At 46.5% G+C, this 16303-nt stretch carries 18 protein-coding genes and 1 riboswitch; of the genes, 7 read left to right on the plus strand and 11 right to left on the minus strand.

Annotated elements, in window-relative coordinates; genetic code table 11:
* Window positions 1–61: 61 nt before the first annotated feature.
* The 3 genes from BN1234_RS06500 to BN1234_RS06510 all read left to right on the plus strand — a co-directional run bounded on the left by BN1234_RS06500 (window position 62) and on the right by BN1234_RS06510 (window position 2456).
* The gene (locus BN1234_RS06500) at window positions 62–1129 is read left to right on the plus strand and encodes an RluA family pseudouridine synthase (RefSeq protein ID WP_054955854.1); all 1068 of its coding nucleotides are present in this window, start codon (window positions 62–64) and stop codon (window positions 1127–1129) included.
* Window positions 1126–1911, plus strand: coding sequence for an AraC family transcriptional regulator (locus BN1234_RS06505; RefSeq protein ID WP_054955855.1), 786 nt, complete (start codon window positions 1126–1128; stop codon window positions 1909–1911). The genes BN1234_RS06500 and BN1234_RS06505 overlap by 4 nt, the downstream gene beginning before the upstream one ends.
* An 83-nt stretch (window positions 1912–1994) precedes the next feature.
* Window positions 1995–2456: an SRPBCC family protein gene (locus BN1234_RS06510; protein ID WP_054955856.1), complete on the plus strand. Its 462-nt coding sequence runs from the start codon at window positions 1995–1997 to the stop codon at window positions 2454–2456.
* Window positions 2457–2596: 140 nt separating this feature from the next.
* On the opposite strand, the gene BN1234_RS06515 is transcribed toward BN1234_RS06510, so the two are convergent.
* Complete coding sequence (locus BN1234_RS06515; RefSeq protein WP_054955857.1) at window positions 2597–3046, minus strand: DUF6843 domain-containing protein; 450 nt, start codon at window positions 3044–3046, stop codon at window positions 2597–2599.
* A gap of 343 nt (window positions 3047–3389) precedes the next feature.
* On the opposite strand from BN1234_RS06515, the gene BN1234_RS06520 reads away from it, so the two are divergent.
* Window positions 3390–3641, plus strand: a complete 252-nt coding sequence (locus tag BN1234_RS06520) for a YolD-like family protein (RefSeq protein WP_054955858.1) — start codon at window positions 3390–3392, stop codon at window positions 3639–3641.
* 198 nt (window positions 3642–3839) lie between these two features.
* Window positions 3840–4655, plus strand: a complete 816-nt coding sequence (gene speD / locus BN1234_RS06525; protein WP_054955859.1) for an adenosylmethionine decarboxylase — start codon at window positions 3840–3842, stop codon at window positions 4653–4655.
* Window positions 4656–4768: 113 nt separating this feature from the next.
* Here the strand turns inward: speD and BN1234_RS06530 are convergent, their stop codons facing one another.
* On the minus strand, window positions 4769–5569 hold the full coding sequence (locus tag BN1234_RS06530) for an MBL fold metallo-hydrolase (RefSeq protein ID WP_054955860.1): 801 nt from the start codon (window positions 5567–5569) through the stop codon (window positions 4769–4771).
* Between the two features lie 126 nt (window positions 5570–5695).
* On the opposite strand from BN1234_RS06530, the gene BN1234_RS06535 reads away from it, so the two are divergent.
* Complete coding sequence (locus tag BN1234_RS06535; RefSeq protein WP_054955861.1) at window positions 5696–6214, plus strand: hypothetical protein; 519 nt, start codon at window positions 5696–5698, stop codon at window positions 6212–6214.
* Window positions 6215–6309: 95 nt separating this feature from the next.
* Here the strand turns inward: BN1234_RS06535 and BN1234_RS06540 are convergent, their stop codons facing one another.
* From BN1234_RS06540 to BN1234_RS06555, 5 genes are all read right to left on the minus strand, one after another.
* Window positions 6310–7185 (minus strand): VOC family protein, encoded by an 876-nt coding sequence (locus BN1234_RS06540; RefSeq protein WP_054955862.1) that lies wholly within the window; start codon window positions 7183–7185, stop codon window positions 6310–6312.
* A 178-nt stretch (window positions 7186–7363) separates the two neighbouring features.
* Entirely contained in the window at window positions 7364–7531 is a 168-nt protein-coding gene (locus BN1234_RS22460; RefSeq protein ID WP_170307997.1) for a hypothetical protein, read from the minus strand.
* Between the two features lie 125 nt (window positions 7532–7656).
* Window positions 7657–8580, minus strand: a complete 924-nt coding sequence (locus tag BN1234_RS06545) for an AEC family transporter (RefSeq protein ID WP_054955863.1) — start codon at window positions 8578–8580, stop codon at window positions 7657–7659.
* Window positions 8581–8765: 185 nt separating this feature from the next.
* Entirely contained in the window at window positions 8766–9341 is a 576-nt protein-coding gene (locus BN1234_RS06550) for a GNAT family N-acetyltransferase (RefSeq protein WP_054955864.1), read from the minus strand.
* A gap of 48 nt (window positions 9342–9389) precedes the next feature.
* Window positions 9390–9899: a GNAT family N-acetyltransferase gene (locus tag BN1234_RS06555; protein WP_054955865.1), complete on the minus strand. Its 510-nt coding sequence runs from the start codon at window positions 9897–9899 to the stop codon at window positions 9390–9392.
* A gap of 238 nt (window positions 9900–10137) precedes the next feature.
* On the opposite strand from BN1234_RS06555, the gene BN1234_RS06560 reads away from it, so the two are divergent.
* On the plus strand, window positions 10138–11226 hold the full coding sequence (locus BN1234_RS06560; RefSeq protein ID WP_054955866.1) for a M24 family metallopeptidase: 1089 nt from the start codon (window positions 10138–10140) through the stop codon (window positions 11224–11226).
* Window positions 11227–11304: 78 nt separating this feature from the next.
* Here the strand turns inward: BN1234_RS06560 and BN1234_RS06565 are convergent, their stop codons facing one another.
* The 4 genes from BN1234_RS06565 to BN1234_RS06580 all read right to left on the minus strand — a co-directional run bounded on the left by BN1234_RS06565 (window position 11305) and on the right by BN1234_RS06580 (window position 15691).
* Window positions 11305–12045, minus strand: coding sequence for a DUF4184 family protein (locus BN1234_RS06565; protein WP_054955867.1), 741 nt, complete (start codon window positions 12043–12045; stop codon window positions 11305–11307).
* A 211-nt stretch (window positions 12046–12256) separates the two neighbouring features.
* Window positions 12257–13651: an L-cystine transporter gene (locus tag BN1234_RS06570; RefSeq protein ID WP_054955868.1), complete on the minus strand. Its 1395-nt coding sequence runs from the start codon at window positions 13649–13651 to the stop codon at window positions 12257–12259.
* A gap of 205 nt (window positions 13652–13856) precedes the next feature.
* On the minus strand, window positions 13857–14648 hold the full coding sequence (locus BN1234_RS06575) for an ABC transporter ATP-binding protein (RefSeq protein WP_054955869.1): 792 nt from the start codon (window positions 14646–14648) through the stop codon (window positions 13857–13859).
* Window positions 14645–15691 (minus strand): FecCD family ABC transporter permease, encoded by a 1047-nt coding sequence (locus BN1234_RS06580; RefSeq protein ID WP_054955870.1) that lies wholly within the window; start codon window positions 15689–15691, stop codon window positions 14645–14647. The genes BN1234_RS06575 and BN1234_RS06580 overlap by 4 nt, the downstream gene beginning before the upstream one ends.
* Window positions 15692–15903: 212 nt before the next feature.
* Window positions 15904–16112, minus strand: a riboswitch (cobalamin riboswitch).
* Between the last annotated feature and the right edge of the window lie 191 nt (window positions 16113–16303).

The raw sequence follows: 16303 nt of genomic DNA on the forward strand, positions 1-16303 counted from the left end.
AATTACCCGCCGGTGCATGGTATAGTTGACTCTGAAATCTACTTCAGGATGGAGAATGACCATGGATAACAAACGTCGTCCCGCCAAGGGACCGAAGTCATATAAACAACCTTCTTCACGCTCAGCCGCAGCTTCAGAACAAGGCGCCGACTATCAATCGAACAAGCCTCGCTCAGCCGCAGATAACAGACGAAAATCTGGGGGACGTTCCTATAAGAGCGGCGCAGCGAAGTCCCATTCTAAACCGGCGCCAGCCAAGGCGTATACCGTAAGCGAGCCTTCAGAATTACTCGCATTTCTGTTAAGCAGCATTTCCAACCTGAGCCGTAACTCGGTTAAGTCTCTTCTCGCACGGGGTCAGGTGCTCGTGGATGGACAACCGGTTACAGCCTACAACCATGCACTGGTTCCCGGTCAGATCATTACACTTAGTAAAGATAAAGTATCGGACAAGCCGGCACTTGTAGGGCTATCCATTCTCCATGAGGATGATGATGTTATTGTCATTCAGAAGGATGCGGGTCTTCTGTCAATCGCTTCTCCAAAAGAAAACGAGATGACTGCCTATCGCCAATTAATGGCGCATGTACGTAGCCAGGATCCAAATGGACGTATTTTCGTTGTCCACCGTCTTGACCGCGACACCTCCGGTGTCATGATGTTTGCCAAAAGCGAGCAGGTTCAGCAGGCGCTTCAGAACACATGGCAGGACACCGTGAAGGAACGCACCTATGTTGCTCTTGTTGAAGGAGCCGTGAAAAAGCCCGAGGGTACTATTTCTTCATGGCTTAAAGAGAGCAGTACGCTGAAAATGTACTCCAGTCCATATCCGAATGACGGTCAGCATGCCATCACCCATTACAAGACAATTGAATCGAACCGGAATTATTCATTGCTTGAGGTCAACCTGGAGACAGGCCGCAAAAATCAAATACGTGTCCATATGGAGGACATCGGCCATCCGATTGTAGGCGACAAGAAATACGGCTCAAAATCCAAGATCCTCGGCAGATTAGGTCTCCATGCCAAAGTACTCGCCTTTACACATCCAGCAGATGGCCAGCTCATGCGATTTGAAAGCCCGGTTCCAAAATCTTTCATGTATCCGTTTCGTCAAAATCCATCATGAACGACTATCGTGAAGAGGCCGTAGAAAAGGCCATTCAGTACATGAAGGAACATTTGAATGAAGATATCAAGGCCGAGCAGCTCGCGAATATCGTGGGCTACAGTCCGTACCATTTTGCCAGGGTATTCAAATCCATCACCGGAATTACGATCCGCCAGTATCTTTCGGCCTTGCGGATTGAGTCCGGCAAGTCCTACCTATTGAAAGAGCCCTCACTGCTCGTCAAAATACTGCACTCCATCGGGTTTAGCAGCAGCGGGTCCTTTCATACAAGGTTCAAACAGTTTGTAGGCTTATCGCCTAAACAGTTTCGTTCTTCATCTGAACTCCTTCACAATTACGTGAAGCAGTATGAATCTGCACCACTTTCTCTGCCCCAGGGACAGGAAAGTGTGCTCCCCCGCATTCAGTGTCATGTAACAACGCCCGAAACCTTTCGCGGCTTGATTTTTGTCGGTCTATTCCCTCGTCCTGTTCCCGATCAGAGACCTGTAGCCGGGACCGCACTCAATCTTCGGAACCGAACATGTCAATTTACCGGAGTCCCTCATGGAACGTACTATGTGCTGGCAGCCGGTATCCCCTGGAGTTTGAATCCAAGGGATTATTTCCTGCTGGAACACGCACCGAGAGGTATATATGATCATTCCATTCTGGTTGATGAAACAACAGACTTGAACCTCAAGATTACACTAAGGGAACCTAGTCCCTTTGATCCCCCGATTGTCATCAACCTCCCACTTTTATTATTTGAGCAGGATCAGAAAAAAAACGCAAAGTAGGAGAATTTTCCGTCCGGGTTTCAAGTTATACTCTTATAAAGAAAGTAAAGCTAGATTCATTCATAGAGAAAGCAGGAATGCATATGAACATTTCACAATCTATCACTATTGAATCCAAACCTGAACTTGTGTGGCGTGCTTGGACCGAGAGCGATCGGATCACTGAATGGTTTGCACCGTCAGCTGAAATTGAGCCCCGTTTGAATGGAAAGTTTGAGCTCTATTTTAATCCTGCCAACAAGAGCACGATGAGCACCAAGGGCTGCAAAATAGTAAAGCTTGAACCTTGCAATACTCTAGCGTTTCAGTGGAAAGGGCCTGATCCCTTTGCAGCAGCTATGAATCACGAGGACCATTTAACCGTTGTCGAGGTTAAACTTCAACCTCTGGAGAACGGGACTCAGGTATCGCTGCTTCATACAGGCTGGGGAGATTCTGAAGACTGGTTACAGGCGAGGGAATGGCATGTACAGGCATGGGAGCAGATGCTCGGAAGTTTGAAATCCAGTATCGAGTCTGGCGAAGGCAAGCTCTGCTGCGAATAGTGGAGAACAAATACAAGAACGAATTCAGACTGTGCCGGGACGGCAATAGATCGTTTTCAGTAGCAAAAATACATAAGAGTTATCCCAAAAGATATTGTATCCTGCGGGGTGGCTCTTTATTTCTGATTTTAGACGCTACGCTACTTCGTTTGCTCCATTTCGTCCTCTGGATAAACGTTCTTGTACTTTTCCATCAGACTCTCATCTCCTACAAAAAAGGATTCGACAGTAGGAATTAGTCCTATTGTGTACTCTACACCATTCTTTACGCCGCCTCCTCCTCTGTTTGACATATTCCGACCGTGAATCTCTTCTGTCTGATCAATTTCGCTTATCTTATTTCCTTCTTCATCTACGTAAAAAAATTTGTCAGTAGAAGTACCATAGCGGGCATCTTTGTTTGATGTTTTAAGAATGCCGTCCTTTCCAATTCGGATGGTAGTTAATCCATTCTCCATTTTGATCTCTGGATACTCTGATTGATCATATATAATATAAACCCATCCAACGTAATCTTCTGGAATCAGATACTCATACTTTCCAATCGACTTACTGCAGCCTGCAGCAGCTACAACAAAACATATCACCATTAAAAAAATAAATATTTTTTCATAAAATCATCTCCATCCGGTTGTTAGATGCCGTTTAAAAACTCTTTATATATGAAGAGCACGTGCGTCATTTTACTACCCTGCAGAGCAGAAGTAATCCATCAACTTTCTCAGGGTGGGGGTGGTTATCCTCCATATTATCCCCCGTAGCCTACAAAGTGACAGTATCTTCCAAACCGCTCCATACCCGCTGATTCTATATAACTTTTGGATAACATGATGTTAAGCCTTATAATGATCATATCAACAATTTCATAAGTCATTGATTGATATAAATCATCAATATTTCATCATGACCGACATGATTAAGGAGGAATATAATATGGCTAAAGCTAAGGTGCCCAAGAGACCAACAAGGGATGAGTTTGTACTGGAGGAGCTCGGCAATCAGCTGACAGAAGCATTTCAGGAGGATTCTGAAGTTGAGCTCACCGTCTGGGGATGGGAAGAAACCGTTAGAGGCCGGATCATCAAGATGGACTCTCGTACAGGCCGAGTTCATGTCACTTCACATGGGGAGATTATCAAGGTTCCCTTCATGGATATCATGGCAATGAATTATCCTAGAGATTAATAAACGATACTTAAGGGCTGATCCACTACAGGTGCGATCGGCCTTTTTGCCTGTTAAGAAAGAGGAAGATTCGGGTAAACACATTGTTAAGTACAGTCTGCAGGATTTCAGCGCTCCTTGTGTAATTAACCATGCCTATGGAAAAGATAGGAGCATCTCAGGAAAATAACCAAACTTGAACATAAGGGGAAATGAGATATGAGAGCAGAACCGGAACAGCGTATTACCCTTCATGGCTTCAACAATCTTACAAAATCACTCAGTTTCAATATGTATGATATCTGTTATACCAAAACAAAGGCTGAACGCGAAGCCTATATTGAATACATTGATGAACAATATAACGCCGACAGACTGACAAAGATATTAAAAAATGTCTCTGATATTATCGGTGCCCATGTGCTCAACATTGCACAGCAGGACTATGTACCGCAGGGAGCAAGTGTAACGGTGCTTGTCTCCGAAGGGCCTGTCGTCGAGGTGCCCGAGGAATCGTATGATGAATCGCCTGGACCATTGCCGGACAATGTCGTTCTTCAGTTGGACAAAAGTCATATCACGGTTCATACGTATCCCGAATATCACCCCGATGAAGGCATCAGCACCTTCCGCGCAGATATTGATGTCTCTACCTGCGGAGAAATCTCGCCGCTTAAGGCACTGAATTATCTCATTCATTCTTTTGACACCGATATTATGACAATCGATTACCGGACTCGCGGCTTCACGAGGGACATTAACGGGCATAAGCTGTTCATTGACCACGAAATCAGCTCCATCCAGAACTATATTCCGAATGAGGTTCAGGAACTGTATGATATGATTGACGTCAACGTGTATCAGGAGAATATCTTCCACACCAAATGCAAGCTGAAGCAGTTTGATCTGGACAATTATCTCTTCGGGTACACCAAAGACAAGCTTTCGGCACAGGAGCAGCAGGAAATTACGGAACGGCTGAAGCTTGAAATGGACGAGATTTATTACGGAAAGAATATGGATCGAAGTTATTAAATATTCCTCACAGCTTGCACGAAGAATTGAAGCCACAGAAACAGCTAAAAGAGGCAAGACTCACAAGAGTCGTGCCTCTTATTTTTCGAGCAAAGACCATACCGATAATTATATTAAAACTGCACACGAAACCCGGCAAAAGAGTGAATTCCCGTTCCGTGACGGATTACATCCCGCTCCCGCAGCTGCCGAACTGCTTCCCGCACCTCTTCAAGCAAGTCAGGCTCCAGTCCGATCGTGTTATGTCCGCCGAATATTTTATTTACACCCGCAAGCTGAGAGATTCGTTCCAGCGAGTTGACCAAATCTTCAGGGTCTGTTGTTGGATAAAAGGCGTAGATGGGCGTCTCATCATACAGCAGATCTCCGGTGAACAGAAACCCCCGGCGTACATCAAACAGAGCAATATGGCCGGGTGAGTGACCAGGTGTATGATATACCGTCAAACTACGGTCACCCAGATCGATAACATCTCCATCATGAAGCAATCCTGTTGGCTGACCCTGATACGGCTTATATGTACTGGGATCGAATGTGTCCGGCACAGGACGAGTTATGTCCCGGCCTATATCCTTGCGGATTTGCTCAATGCTCAGCTTCTGAATTCCATTTACCAGCCAATCTTCTTCGGCTTCGTGCACATAAATTTCATCAAACTGGCCATGGCTGCCGATATGATCTGCATGGACATGCGTTGTTAGTACAATAATCGGCAGATCCGTGAGCTGATCGGTCATTCGTTTCATCTGGTCAATGCCAAGTCCCGTATCAATAAGTGCCGCCTTATTTTTACCGATTAGCAGATAAGAATGGACCTTCTCCCAATGACCGTATTCGCTGATTGCGAACGTTTCTTGGTCAATTTGAGATACCGTAAACCAAGCATCGTCAATAACAATTGGATAGTTGTTCATATGTATTCCCCCACCGATTAATGCTACAGCATCTTGATATAAGCGATGATGTTTCTCTTCCTCACAGGGTGTGGTATATTAACCACATTCATGTTTAATTATCACTGTCAGAAGGAAGTGTCTTTAATGTTCGATCCAACCATCTTCGAAAACTTAAAGGTTGCAATAGAAAATACAGTTTATGATCTGGATAATCTAGATGGGCGGATTTTGGTCACAGGCCGGACAGACCGGATGGATATGGCAACGATGTCGCGGGATTTCAGTCTCAGGTTCGATTTAGTCCCGCAAACAAGCGCTTCTGCTGAAATCCGGATCGAAGCTTTCCTAAAAGATCTGGCTGCGGAAATATTAGAACTGCCGGGTGAACAGCCAGGCTGTGCCTTATCGCTTCGCTTCTACACAAAAGTTAAGAATGTGAATGAGCAATGCCGGCGAATATCCAATCTCATGCAGGTCATCTGGGAGCCCCAGATCGCTCCGGTTCAGACGCTCAGTTGTGTTTATAGTAATGAACCTCTCGTTTACAATAACACAATTGAATTGAAATTCCCTCGCAAAATTAATGAGGACAACATGTCGGATATCCCCAATCTGGTGGAATATATGATACGTACACTAGAAGAGCTTACCCATATCACGTGAGAAGCACATGAATATATGTATAGAATAATCGCCCTTGATCAGCGCGAATGCTTCACCGCATCCATGCCATCAAGGGCGATTTGCCTAATGATCTATTAGCCGGTTGTACCGCCAACGCCGATTGTGAATCTAACTTCAATATCAGAAGGATCCTTCACATAAAAGTCTCCCCCACGCTCCTCGATCACAAGCCCAGCGCTGCGAATCCGTCCTTTTACAACTTCCAGCTCCTCTTTATCTGGAAGCATCACAGTAAAATAACTCATGCCCGCCGCACTCCATGGAGTATTCGGTACACCTGCTCCTGCCCACACATTTAACCCGATGTGATGATGATAGCCTCCTGCCGAAAGGAACAATGCCGCATTGCCATAGTGCGCTGTCAATTCGAATCCGAGAACATCGCAGTAGAACCGCTTAGCTTCCTGAAGATCGGATACATGAAAATGCACATGTCCGATTACCGTTCCTTCGGGAAGCCCCCTCCACTCCTTACCTTCGGATTCAGCAAGCAGGCCCTCTACATCTACAGGATCGGTAGTCATCCCAATTTCACCCTGTGCATCCCACTTCCAGGTATCCCGAGGGCGGTCAGCATAGATTTCAATTCCATTATGATCAGGATCGCTGAAATAAAGTGCTTCACTAACCAGATGGTCCCCTTGCCCTATCGGAATATGATGTGCAGCCAAATTACGGAGAGCCAGCCCCAGGCTCACCCGATCAGGTACAAGAATTGCAAAGTGATAAAGGCCGGCCGCTGTACGTTCAGGCTGCTGAACCAGACCTTCTACCTCTTCAAGGACGAGCATCGTGCTCTTGCCGTCTGCCGTCAGTTCGGCTACCTTCCCTTCCAGACGAAGCATTCTCAATCCAACCACTTCAGTATAAAATTGTATGGATCTTGCCAAATTGCGAATACGCAGCGATATTTGTCCAAGTTCTGTGGACGGATGCAAAACTGCTGGCATGTGTATCACTCCTCACTTACTTCATATAATAATTATAGTTACAGAGAAAAATAAAGTCAATTACAACCTTTTAACTAAGAATAAAAAAATCAACGTTTCACATCTCCCGCAACACAAAAAGACCGGGACTAATGCCCGGCCCTGCTGTTATCTATATATCTAAGTTGAGTTAAACATTTTAAAACATCGGGAACACGTACCTGATCAGGAAGTATAACAGCCCGAAAAAGATAATTAAATATGCTACGTACTTGATAAGCGTAGAAGCAACCATACTGGAATCATTCCGCTCCTCAACATTGCGCGTCTCTACCTCAACGCTCTCACGGCGATCGCGTGGATCCATATGCTCCACCTCCCCTTCTTGTCCTGCTTTCCGCAGGAGACCTGGTTATCTGCTGCTGGTTATTTTTACACCTAACAACGAGGAATGAACCACAATAACGTAGACATATGGTCCTTTACATTAGCTTATAGTACACCGATGAGAACAGGCAAAAGGATAAAGGAAGCCAGTGTCGTCCACAAAATGCACATGGACACCAGCCTCGGTGCTGCATCATACTGCTCTGCAAGGATCACCGCATTCACTGCCGCTGGCATAGCGGATAGAATCAGGATGACTTCAAACAATGTACCTTTCACGGACAAGGCAGCGAGAATTGACCAAGCTACTAAAGGGGCCACGGCCATACGCATAACCATACCCGACCAAAATCCCCGGAGTGAGACCGAAGAAGCTTCTTTGCCGCCGCGCACTCCCATCATCTGTGCTCCAAGGATGACCAGCGCTAAAGGGGCATAGGCGGCTGACAGCATCGATATACCTGTCTCAAGCCCTTCCGGAAGGTTCACATTTGTAAGCCTCATTAAGACAGCAAGGAACGCTGCATACACCGATGGAAGCGTAAAGACAGACTTCACAGCCTTCATTGCGGAAAAATGCGATCTTGCGGCCAGATACACACCAATCGTATTAATAATAATAATCTGCACAATAACATATACGGAAGCCTTATCGAGTCCCGCTTGTCCGAAAGCAAGCAGTACCAAAGGCAAACCATAATTCACACTGTTCGTAAACATGGTCGTAAGGCCAAGCCCGGATCGTTCCGGCTGTGAAAGCTTGAGCATCTTCCCAACAGCTCCACACAGCAGCCAGAGAACAAGGACATTAAGAATACAGAAAGCAATTGTTACTGCTACATCTCCTGAGGTGACCGAGCTATTAGCCAGTGTCTCAAAGATGAGCGCAGGGCTTGTAACATATAGCGAGAGGGCTGACAGCGTTTTGGTTTCCAGCCCTTTAAACCGTTTCAATAAGCCCCCGGCGATGACAGGCAGGGAGATTGGAAGAAAGACACTATATAATGTAATGAAGAAAGAGGACAACATCTTACTCCCTCCTTGAAAATAGTGAACTACATACAATCTTTTTTTCACATCGTATCGCTTAAAGTTCTTTACGTCCAAGACCGGGTAACTATAAGTGCTATAGGTAATCTCTATTCCGGCACAAAAAAAGACCACAAGCTCCCTTCTAAGAAAGAGGAGTTATGGTCCGTAACAAAATTTTGCTGTTATGATTGGTGATACATCTCCCGATATTCATCCTCCAGAATACTCATCATAATTGCGTCATGATAACAGTGGTCATAAAATAGAACATCCCTCTGCACACCCTCTTGTTTGAATCCCGTTTTTTCATAGGCCTTGATCGCACGTTCATTATACCCGAACACCTGCAGTTCAATCCGGTGCAGATTCAGAAAACCGAAGCCATATTCCAGAAGCAGGCGAATGGCCTCCGAGCCGTATCCTTTCCCCATATGCTTGTCTGACTCAATAGCAATTCGCATGCTTGCTTTACGGTTCGTTCGATCAATGTCCAGCAAAGCAATATCCCCAATAAACTCATTGTTTTCGGATAAAGCAATGATCAGCAGGATTGTAGATCTGTCCCCTGACAGGCTTTCAATGTAGCTGCGAATTCCCTCCAGCGTAAACGGCTGCTGAGTTCCGGTCAGCCTTCTGACCTCCGGATTTAAAACCATGCGATAATAGCTTTCCGCATCCTCCAGTCCAATCGGTCTTAAATAGACTCTTTCACCTGTTAAAAAACGAAATGATGACGAGTTCGAACTTTCACTATCCATGCTATGTCCCCCCCTCTTGCCTTATCGTCTATTGATTAATCAGCTTTTTTAACTTTCAATGGCACGACCCACAATAACGAGGTCACGCTTAACCCCATCCAGTTCTGCAACAGCAGGAAGCAGACCCCACTGTTCAAAGCCAAATTTTGCGAGCAGCTTCAAGCTCGGCTCGTTATGTCCAAAGACAAAGCCAACGAGGTTACTTACTTTAAGACGAGGGCATTCCTTCAGCGCCCTCACGATAAGGATGCTTCCTGCACCGGTCCCGCGATACTTCTCAGCGACATAAATGCTGATCTCAGCCGTTCCCTGATAAGCAGGCCGCCCGTAAAAGGATTGAAAGCTCATCCAAGCCGCAACCTCACCATTCTTGCGCATGACCCACAGCGGACGCGAATCAGAGGTATGCTCCTCAAACCAGGGAATCCTGCTCTCTATTGTCACAGGCTCCAGATCTGCAGTAACCATTCTGCCAGATATCGTCGAGTTATAAATGTCTACAATGGCCGGCAAATCTTCTTTAACAGCATAATCAATCTGATGGTGTTCAATTGCCATGTCTAATCCTCCGCAACTTGTGTAGATATATGTATGTTTATTTTACAGGAGACCGGCAAGAAACGCATTTTTTTCTTGTATCATTGCACGCTACAGATTCTTTCGACTAGTTCACACCAGTAGATCCCCAGAAAACCAGCTTGTCCTCCCCCACACTTTACTTCACTCCCCGAAAAGGCTACGCTTGTAACTAGACAAACTACCATTGTGAACAAAGTGGAAAGGGATGTATATAACCATGAATGAAAGACTAGATCAATTAACCCAAGCGATGTCCATAAATAACTGGGATGTTTTATTAATAACCGATCCCAAGCATGTGTATTATGTAACAGGGTTTGCAAGTGATCCGCATGAACGTTTCCTTGGGCTGCTGATGCAGCGCGGTGAGGAACCTAAACTCATCGTTCCGGCGCTGGATGGGGATGCCGCTGCAGCCGCTTCGTCCGTGAGCAGCATCGTAACCCACCAGGATACAGATAATCCTTATGAACTGCTCCGTAAACAGATTAATGGATCGATCGGAACCCTGGCTGTTGAAAAGGAACAGCTTACCGTTTCCCGTTATGAACAGCTTCAGCAATTCCTTCCTGCCCGTTCGTATATAGATGCAGGTCAGGTGCTGCGTGATATGCGTGTCCGAAAGTCAGAGAGTGAAATCACTATCATGAAACAGGCTGTCGCTCTTGTGGAAGATGTTCTTGCACAGGGATTAAAGCAGGTAAAGATCGGAATGCAGGAAATCGAGCTTGTGGCCGAGCTGGAGTATTTGATGAAAAAGCTAGGGGCAGACGCTCCTTCCTTTGACACGATGGTGCTGACCGGCACGAACACCGCCCTTCCCCACGGCGTTCCGGGATCACGGAAGATTGCGGAAGGGGACCTGCTTATGTTCGACATGGGTGTATACGCGGGAGGATATGCGTCGGACATTACCCGTACCTTCGCTGTCGGCCAAATCAGCAAGGAGCAAGAACGCATATACAACACGGTTCTGGAAGCGAATGAAGCAGCGATTCGCGCGGTTAAACCCGGGGTTACCTACGGATCCATTGATAAAGCAGCCCGATCCGTCATTGAAGAAGCAGGCTACGGCCCTGCCTTCTTGCATCGCCTGGGCCACGGTCTGGGGCTTGATGTGCATGAGTACCCTTCCATTCACGGCCTAAATGAAGATCTGCTTACCAGCGGCGCTGTCTTCACGATTGAGCCCGGCATCTATGTTCCCGGCGTTGGAGGAGTACGGATCGAGGATGATGTATACGTAACAGACAACGGCGTTGAAGTATTGACTTCGTTCCCTAAACAGCTTACCGTTTTAGGCTAAGCTGACTTAACTACACAAAAAACGGCCATTCCTCAAGCTTTACAGAGGAATGGCCGTTTTTAATTGGAAAGCTATTTTTCATTGAAACCCATTCCTGTATTTGATGAACAAAGACATAATGAACAGGCTGATGAAGGCTGAGTCGATTATGCGAACCACAGCGACGCCGTAGCTCCGGATTGAAACATAGTCTATGAGATACCAGCATACCAGCGTTAGTATAGCTAACAGGATGAATGCAGTCCAAAAGAACACTTTCTGTTTCGGCGGCACACTATTCACCTTAGTTCCCTGAGTATGGGCCGCTCTATAATACATGTAAACAAGTATGATGCTTAATCCCAGTAATGTACTTCCATGCTGCAGGAACTTGTATAACGGTATATCATAACCAGCGATGTGAAACGTATGACTCAGAGACGGAAACTTTGTAACCATAAATCCATGCTTATGCGTGAATGCGTCCCACACCACATGTGTCACCATCCCGACTATCGCACAATAAACAAAGACGATGATTCGAAGTCCCAGGCTGGAGTTGCTCTTCGCTGGAATCGACTCTTGTAAAGTAGCAGGCAGATGCTTTACAAGAGTTTGATGGATTACGATATGATATATCCCGTACAAGAGAATCACCAACGGAAGATTAAAATATAGAAACCCGCTAAAGGTATGTCCAATCTCTCCTATAGGTCTCCCTCTCAGAAAATATTCAAAATCAGGAGCCATGCTCCCAAGAACCAATGCAGAAAAATCGACGTATTTGCTCTTTCTCGAAAATGGCAGTACAGCTGCCGGATGTGCAAACGTTAATGGCATAAAGTCACTCCTGTGTAATAAAACCCCCGATTACTATTCCGCTAACCATTCTTCAAACTCGCTGGTGGCTTTGTTTGAATATACAATAACTGTACTGGAAATAGAATATCCGGATTGGTATTTTATTTTCACGCATTTCACCCTCTCAACTGTCCGAAGCCTAAACAAAAAAGCCTTACCCGGGAGGGTACGGCTTCCTTAAATCTTTGCATTACGATTGCATGATATCAATATCCTGATTTCGATCCTTAAATACGTTATCGTTGACATCATTCATGACTCTGCCCGTAATCATACCGGCTGTCATTGATCCATTAACATTTAGAGCTGTCCGGCCCATATCAATCAATGGTTCCACCGAGATCAGAAGTCCCGCCAAAGCGACCGGCAGATTCATCGTGGATAGTACAATCAGGGAAGCGAAGGTTGCCCCGCCGCCTACACCTGCGACACCGAAGGAGCTGATCATCACAACAGCGATCAACGGAAGGATAAATGACCAATCCGTCGGATCGATTCCAGCCGTTGGCGCAATCATGACGGCCAGCATGGCAGGATAAATTCCTGCACATCCATTTTGGCCCATGGTCGCACCAAGAGAAGCCGCCAGATTCGCTATCCCCTCCTGCACACCAAGCTTCTTGTTCTGCGTCTGCACACTCAGCGGTATGGATGCTGCACTCGAGCGGGAAGTGAACGCAAACGTCAATACAGGCAGCGCCTTCCGAATATAAGTGACCGGATTGAATCGGAACAGAAGCAGCAGAAGCATATGAATCAAGAACATAACGATCAAAGCGACATAAGAAGCTAGCACAAAATCGATTAAGTCCAGAATAACCTGGAAATCCGTTCCTGCTATGGTCTTGGCCATCAGCGCCAAAATCCCGTACGGCGTCAGTCTGAGGATCAGGGTTACCATCCGCATCACCACAGCATACAACGCTCGGATCATTCCCCGGAATGTCTCGGCCTGTTCCGGCTGCTTGCGATCAAGCCCAAGCAAGGCGACGCCGATGAAGGCGGAGAAGATGACAACCGCGATTGTGGATGATTTTCTTGCACCGGTCATATCCGCGAACGGATTGGACGGGATAAACTCCAGAATTTGCTGAGGCAGTGTCTGATTGCTTACATCCCCCAGTTTATCTTCCAACAGAGCGCCCTGCTCATGCTCTGCAGCTCCGGCCTGTATATTCTCCGCAGAAAGATCGAAGACAAGTGATGTCGTGATTCCGACCGAGGCTGCAACACCTGTCGTCAGAATCAGAACAGCAATGATCAGACCGCTCATTTTGCCGAGATTCTTGCCGCCCTTTAAATTCATAATCGCAGAAATAATCGATACCATAATGAGCGGAATGACCATCATTTGCAGCAGGCGGACATAACCGTAACCCACCAGGTTAAACCACTGTGTTGATTTTGCAACGACATCTGAATCTGCAGAATAGATTAATTGCAAAATGGCACCAAATAATACACCGAGCCCTAAACCCGCAAATACCCGCTTCGTAAATGAATAATGTTTCTTCTGCATCCAGTACAGTATTCCGATAAGCAGAAGCAGAACAAGGACATTAATAACAATCCAGGCTGTATCCATGTATGATGCCTCCCCATTTTAAATAAGTGATATACGTATTCATTTCCAAATATAAATACACTTTAAACATTACCCTTAAAATCCCACCCGTTATCTATTATTATGAAAAAGAAATTCTGTTAATGCGAAAAAGACGGCTAATAGCCGTCCAATGTTTTGCAGCATATTTCATTTATCAATACCTGCAGTCCTTATTAACACCATTTTATCCGCTTGCAGATCTATGGCATGCCGTCAACAGTACCTGTGGAGCTCCATTCTCAGGGTGCATCACTACTGCCGGGTCCACCCGAAACACCTGCCGGATAAAATCCTCTGTCAGTAATTTGGACGGAACTCCTTCTCCCGCTATATTCCCGTCTTTCAGGACCAGCAGCCGATCACAGAACTGGGCAGCCAGGTTCAGATCATGCAGCACACTAATAACAGTAATGCCTGTTTCTTCACGCCACTCTGCTACCATGTTCATGAATTGCAGCTGATACCGGATATCCAGATACGTAGTAGGTTCATCCAGTAATAAAAGGTCTGGCTCCTGTGCCATCACTTTCCCCAAGGCTGCACGCTGTCTCTGTCCTCCGCTTAACTGATCCAGCCTACGGGATTCCAGATTTTCAAGCTCAAGCTTATGAATAATACGATCAAGCAGCGGTGCTGTATCTCTCTTCTCCCGTCCCAGCCAGTCCTGAAAAGGATACCGCCCCATCTCAAGCACTTCTCGTACCGTAAAATCCGTAGGAGCAAGACCATCCTGCTGAAGCACAGCAACAATCCGGGCCATTTCTTTTCGGCTGTAACTTGAAATTTCTCTTCCCTGAAGCGTGATTTGTCCCGCAGATGGCGTTTCTACACCAGACAGAAGCTGCAGCAGCGTTGACTTGCCGCTTCCGTTCGGTCCGATAACCCCCCACCATTCCCCCTGACTCACGCACCAGTCTATTTCCGACACCGCGTTCAACCGCTCATAACGTTTGCTGACACCTTGAAGTGTAATCATGACCTTCCCTCCCTGCGCTGCTTCTTGTTCCGGTACAGCAAATAGGCAAAGAACGGAGCACCCACAAACGCTGTTACAACACCGATCGGAATCTCAGTCGGCGACAGTAATGTTCTCGCTGCGGTATCGGACCAGACCATAAAAATGGCTCCTCCCAAGGCGGACAGTGGGATAATGATCCGGTAATCCGAACCTGTTATTAAACGGATCATATGAGGTACAACCAAGCCCACGAAGCCTATTACACCCGATACCGATACAGCAGCTGCCGTCAGCAGCGTAGCTATGATGAGGACGCTCGTCTTCAGGCGGTCTACATGAAGTCCCATATGGGCCGCCTGACGTTCCCCTAGTGCGAGAAGATTCAGCATGCGCGCCCGGCTCCACAAATACAGCAGTCCTAAAGTGAAATAAGGAAATAGAACAGCGATGTATGTCCATCCTCTCATGCTTAAGCTTCCCATCGTCCAGAACAAAATATCGGTCAGGGTTTCCTTGGACATCACCGTCAGGAACGATACCGCCGCCCCGAGAAATGACTGCATGACCACACCGGATAGAATCAGCCCATGGGTCGGTATTTTACCCTGATCCCTAGCCAGCAGCAGCACAATCCATAACGTGATAATTCCAGTCAGAAACGCGACCAAGGGCAGCGTCCAGGCTCCTGCGAAGGAATACTGCAATCCGTAGAAGATCAGAAAAGCAGCCCCAAGTGAAGAACCGGAGGATACCCCTAGCGTAAACGGATCCGCGAGCGGATTACGCAGAACACCTTGGAATGCAGCGCCAGCAACCGCAAGAGAAGCCCCAACAAGCATGCCCAGCAGAATGCGGGGAAGTCTTACCTTCATAATGATCTGCTCGGAAGAGACTTCCCAGTTCATCGCGATGGAATCACCAATCCATGGCACCCGGTGAAGAAGCATTGCACCAATCTCCTTAACAGGCAGATGCACGGAGCCAATGCCAAGGCTGACCACGAGTGTCAGCAATAAGAGCAGTAAGCCAGCCGTTCCGTAAACCGCAAGCTTTTTACTCATGATCTTGCTTCTCCTGCCGAATATATCGCTAATTCCGCTACCCGGGCAGGAAACCATGATTCCCTATAATTATTCACTCGATTTCTCTCCTAATCCCAAGTTTAAACAGTAAAAAGCCCTTAATCTCTCCCTAAGAGAATCAAGGGCTTACGTTTGTGGTCTGCTCGTCCAGGGCATAAGTCCGCCAAACGCAATCCTTTCCTCGAAGGACCGTTAGATGATCAAGCGGGCAGGTCTCCTGACTTTCAGGTTGAAATGATACCTTCGCCTTCCCGAACCCGTACAGGCCAGTGGCATAAATGAATGTATCCCTGATTCACAGTGGCGGGACCGTGCTGGACTTTAACCGGCTTCCCTTTTAACCCGGGAGCAGCTAACTATAGAGATTGCTCTCTCCGGGACCGCGCAAGTTTTAAATATTCTTTTTTTGCCAAGCACTCTTCTCTGTTGACGATTATATGCAATATTCGCCCAGCTTACAACCTTGAACTTCATAGCGGCAGTTCATTTTCTTTTCCATTTTCACTTTTTCAGGCTGAATCTTTGCTCTTAGGGCAAGCGTTAGTTTACAATAGACCTGAAGCACTATAAGCTGATACAAACCATACGGAG

Origin of the sequence: Paenibacillus dakarensis, assembly GCF_001373415.1 — a bacterium.
Classification (GTDB): domain Bacteria; phylum Bacillota; class Bacilli; order Paenibacillales; family Paenibacillaceae; genus Paenibacillus_AQ; species Paenibacillus_AQ dakarensis.